Annotated in this window: 5 protein-coding genes; 4 read left to right on the top strand and 1 reads right to left on the bottom strand. The window is 60.8% G+C overall.

From position 1 onward, the window contains the following. The coding region (locus LJE91_17270) for a hypothetical protein (GenBank protein ID MCG6870413.1) at window positions 1-874 on the top strand (874 nt) is incomplete at its 5' end. Here LJE91_17270 and LJE91_17265 read toward each other — a convergent pair. Next, on the bottom strand, window positions 795-1,934 hold the full coding sequence (locus tag LJE91_17265) for an ADP-ribosylglycohydrolase family protein (protein MCG6870412.1): 1,140 nt from the start codon (window positions 1,932-1,934) through the stop codon (window positions 795-797). The genes LJE91_17270 and LJE91_17265 overlap by 80 nt on opposite strands. A gap of 874 nt (window positions 1,935-2,808) precedes the next feature. On the opposite strand from LJE91_17265, the gene LJE91_17260 reads away from it, so the two are divergent. Genes LJE91_17260 through LJE91_17250 form a run of 3 tightly spaced genes read left to right on the top strand, consistent with a single transcriptional unit; the run spans window position 2,809 to window position 4,212 of the window. Next, the gene (locus LJE91_17260; protein MCG6870411.1) at window positions 2,809-3,027 is read left to right on the top strand and encodes a hypothetical protein; all 219 of its coding nucleotides are present in this window, start codon (window positions 2,809-2,811) and stop codon (window positions 3,025-3,027) included. 17 nt (window positions 3,028-3,044) lie between these two features. Then, window positions 3,045-3,674 carry a thioredoxin family protein gene (locus LJE91_17255; protein ID MCG6870410.1) on the top strand — a complete coding sequence of 210 codons (630 nt, stop codon included), beginning with the start codon at window positions 3,045-3,047 and terminating at the stop codon, window positions 3,672-3,674. Continuing rightward, a complete protein-coding gene (locus LJE91_17250; GenBank protein MCG6870409.1) occupies window positions 3,664-4,212 on the top strand; it encodes a TlpA family protein disulfide reductase in 549 nt (182 codons plus the stop codon). Before LJE91_17255 ends, LJE91_17250 begins: the two co-directional genes overlap by 11 nt. Window positions 4,213-4,500 lie beyond the last annotated feature (288 nt).

Raw genomic sequence — 4,500 nt, 5'->3', positions numbered from 1 at the left:
GGCCGACGACGAGTCATTGGGCGCCGGGCTTGCCGAGGCCGAAAGACGACTCGCCGAAGCGTCCGCTGCGCTGACAACGGAACGGCGCGCGCTCGAGGCATACGACGGGGAGAGCATTCGCACCCTTGCGACCAACAGCCGAAAGGTGGCAGGGGATGCGGAACGGAAGTTCAATGACGCCCGGCAGGTGTTTGCAGGTGTGCGATCGCTGGTGGAGGTCGGTCGCGAGAAGGGACTGTTTGAAAGGGCGCAGGAGGCCCGGGACCGCGCCAGCGTCTGCGTCGACAATCTGGCCCGGGTCGAAGCCCGCGCAGACGGCGTCAAACGCCTGCGGGAAGTGCTGTTGCAGTGCCAGCAGCAGGCGTACGAGAAACACCGCGCACCGTTTCGCGAACGGGTGGAGAAGCTGTCCAGACTGGCGTTCGGTAAGGACGTCCAGGTTGAACTCGCCGAAAATCTGACCGTTTCCCGCCGAACCATGGACGGCGTGACGCTGGAGTTCCGGCAACTCAGCGGGGGCGCACAGGAACAACTCGGACTCGCTTCCCGCCTGGCGACGGCCATGCTGCTGGGCGACGACGGAGGCCCGCTGATGCTCGACGACACCCTCGGTCACTCGGACCCGGAGTGTCTGCGAGGTTTAGGGGCGATGCTGGGCGGCGGGGCAGGCGCAGGTCGTGATATTCACCTGTCAGCCGGATCGCTTCGCACATGTCGGAGGCGCCACGACGGTTCGATTCTGACTGCGTGGAGAATCACATCGGGGGCAGATCCCGCTGCGGGATCATTCCATCTCAAAAGCCCGGGTACTTACGCCAGATCCGCTGGTTCAGTGCTTCATTCCCGCTGTGCTCGCCGATTTCCCAATCCTTGAATGCGTAAAGGTCTTCAGCCAGCTCGGTTATGACTTCGCGCAGTTCCAGCGGCTCCAGCCACTCAGCCGGGATCGCCTTCACCCCGTGCATTGTGCCCAGCAGATTGCCGGCGATCGAACCGGTGGAATCCGAGTCGCCATCATGGTTCACCGCCAGGATCACGCCATGCCTGAAGTGACGGGCGACCAGTGCGCAATAGATGGAGATCGCCAGTGCCTCCTCCGCGATCCAGCCTTGCCCCAACCGGGCGATGGCTTCGTCATGCGGCAGGCCGGCAGCGGCAAGCTGCTCGGCCATCTCGATCGCGCGCAGGGTTTCTTCATGGCCTGTCTCCACCCGCAGGATGGCTTTCGCAGCGGCCAGCGCTTCGGGCAGCAAAGCCCCGTCGGTCAGCGCCAGGATCAGCACGGCCAGCACGCCGCCGGTCAGTGCCCCGGTCGGATGTCCGTGCGTCAGGGCCGCCAGTTCTGTTCCCAGCCGGAAGGTGTCCTGTGGCGATTCCTGTTGGCGCAGCCGCCACGCAAACAGCCCCACCGGGGCCACTCGCATGACGCCGCCACAGCCCTTGCTTTCGTTGCGCGCAGGCTCACCCAGCGAGCTCATGGCTCGCAACGAGGACAGACAGGTGTTGCCCGGTGCGCGTCGGCTGTGCAGCTGGCGCTGCTGAAAGAGCCAGCCGGTTTCATCCACGCCAAAGTCGATATCGCAGGACGGGCGCTCCCCTTGGGTCTGCAGCCAGCGCAGGTAGGCGTGCGCTGTCACGCCGGAATAGGTCGTGATGCCCTTGAAGCAACCCCGCACCCAACCACGGATCAGTCCCTCGGCAGTGAACAGGGTCATCTGCGTGTCGTCGGTGATCGTCCCCGCAGAGCCATAGGCGGGGGCGTAGCTGATGATGCCGTCCGGGCCGAAACGCCGGAGGATCTCGGTTCGCTTCATGAATTCAACCGGCGCGCCCAGCGCATCACCGACGGCGCCGCCCAGAAGGCATCCCAGGAACCGTCCCTGAACAGTGCGCCGTTGCTGGCGCCTGCTGCGCCATGCGGGCGGCGAGGACACCACCGGTTCTTCCTCCGCTACGGTTTCGGCAACGGGCTCTGCCTCGTCCTTTCCGGCAAGCGAGTAGTGGACGCCCAGTTCGGTACCGTGCTCCGGGTGCGGAAACTGGCCAAGCCCGATCAGGTATTCCGCACTTTTAGCGTCCAGCGGGCGAAACGCGGCGACCCGGAGTCGCCCGTCTTTCCTGGCAGTGACGGCGGCGATCAAGGTGTCACCGCGCTGGACCGTGACCAGCTTGGAGTCCAGGTCCACCGGCCCGATTTCGAGCCACCAGTTGTCACCAGCGGCGGAAATGACCTCCCGGGCGTCCTCCGGCGCAAGCAGATGTGCAAGCCGCTCCATCGCCGGTTCGAGCTGCTGCCAATTGGCCTTGCCGTTCTGGCTCCGGTGCTGCAAGCCATGCAGCATCACGGCCAGTGGCAGCTCGCCATTCTCGGGTATCGCAGATTCCAGGTCGGCCACCGGGACTGGGTACGGAATGTCCGGCAAGCCATAGCGCGCCAGAGTCCGGGGCTTGAGCCGAAGCTCAGCGAAGTGCTGCATGTTGTTCGTATCGATCCTCGGGTTGTCCCGCCTTGCGGGGAATCACAAGGCGACGAAGTTGCAGGCCACAGTATAGTCATAGACGATTTTAGGGACACGCTGAGCAGATCGGGTGCAATGCAGGAACTCACAAACTCACATGACGCGACTGTCGGGGTAAGATCCCGCCCACATTGCCAGCCGGCTACCCAGTTTTCGAGACCTTGGTCAAGCGTCCGAGAAGCTCTTCGTTTCTGCGATCACCATCGGCGAGATCGCCTACGGGCTGTGTATCCTGCCCGACTGCAAACGCCGGTCAGGCCTGTGCCAACGATTCGAACGATTCATCGGCATGGCCTTCGATCAGCGCGTGCTCGCTTACGACGAATCCGCGGCCCGCATCTACGGTGATCTGATTGGCGGGCATAAGGAACTCGGACTTCTGATGAGTGTACCCGATGGTCAGATCGCCGCGATTGCTCGTCGCGACCGTTTGTCGGTAGCGACCCCGAATGTATTTGACTTTGAAAACTGCGGTATCGACGTGATTAATCCCTTCAATGTGTCCTAACCAGAGGAGTGATTCACATGTGGCGCAAATTTTTCGCAATAATCACCATCGCCTGCCTCTCCAGCAGCTATGGTTACGCGGGGAAATACAATAGCATTTTGAGCATCGGTGATCCGATGCCGACCTTCGAACGTCTCCCGAGTGTCAGCGGCGAGACTCTTTCTTCTAGTGATCTCACCAGCGAGGTTGTCGTGCTGGTATCGTTGGCCAATCACTGCCCCTGGGTGCGCGGTATGGACCCGCAACTGGTGACCCTTGCCAATCAGTTTAAAGACCGGGATGTCACCATAGTCGGCTTTGGCGTGAATCACCGCGAAGACGATCGCCTTCCTGCCATGAAGAAACATGCCCAGGAGCAGGGATACAACTTTCCTTACGTATATGATGAATCCCAGGAACTCGGCCGCAAGCTGGGCGCCACCCGTACGCCGGAATATTTCGTCTTCAACAGGGAGGGCAAGCTGGTTTACATGGGGCTGATTACCAACTCTCCGGCCAAAGTCACCTTTGGTGGCAGTATCAAACATATAAACGGTAAGCCCACCGAGTTCTACGTCAGTGATGCTGTTGAGGCCACCCTGGCGGGCAAACCCGTCGCGGTGACGGAAACCCGCGCCCACGGCTGCTCAGTGAAATATGAAAACTAACACGCTGGCGCGTATTGTGCTGACCGGCCTGTGCGCGATGATGTTGACGGCTTGCCAAGAAAGCGAAAAGGCAAACACGACACCGGCGACCGTTGAACCGGCCATTGACCGGATGGCGCCCGTCACCCTGGCCGACTGGCCCACCGTCAGGAATCGCTACCTCGGTAAAATCCTGGTCGCCGACCTGTGGGCCAGTTGGTGCATCAGTTGTATCGAGCGTTTTCCCGCCATGGTCGAACTCCGCCACCGTTACCGCGAGCAGGGAGTACAGTTCATATCCCTCAACCTCGACGACCCCACCGACGCCGAAGCCCTGCAGTGGTCCAACAAATTCCTGCAAAAAATGAATGCCGATTTCCCCCACTACCATATGCAGGAAAACCTGATGAAGAGTTTTGAAGCCCTGAACCTGCTGGGTATTCCGGTGGTGCTGGTTTTCGATAGTGAAGGTACGGAGCGTTTTCGTTTGACCGGCGATAATCCGAATCGACAGTTCGGTGAGAAAGATGTCGAAGACGCTATCCAGTCGCTGCTCTGAATAAGCTGTTGTTCTCCCGTAACCTTTACGCCAGGAGATGAAGATAGCGCCCCAACCACTCGGACGGCTCCCGGTGGGAAGACTCCAATTTCATCTCCATAGTATCTGCTTGGGGAACTGATGGCCCTCGCGTTTTTTCCCTCACATGATCCTGGATCACACACAGCCCGCTCTCAGATGTGATTTGCAAATGCGGCGCTTCCAAGGCGCTGCGAGGTCCTCTTCGTCGATGAACGTGACGTCGAGCGGGTGAATGGGGCCGGTGGCACGCAGAATCGCGGGTTCGAT

This window comes from Gammaproteobacteria bacterium (genome assembly GCA_022340215.1).
GTDB lineage: Bacteria > Pseudomonadota > Gammaproteobacteria > JAJDOJ01 > JAJDOJ01 > JAJDOJ01.
This window is presented reverse-complemented; position numbering and strand designations above follow the sequence as displayed.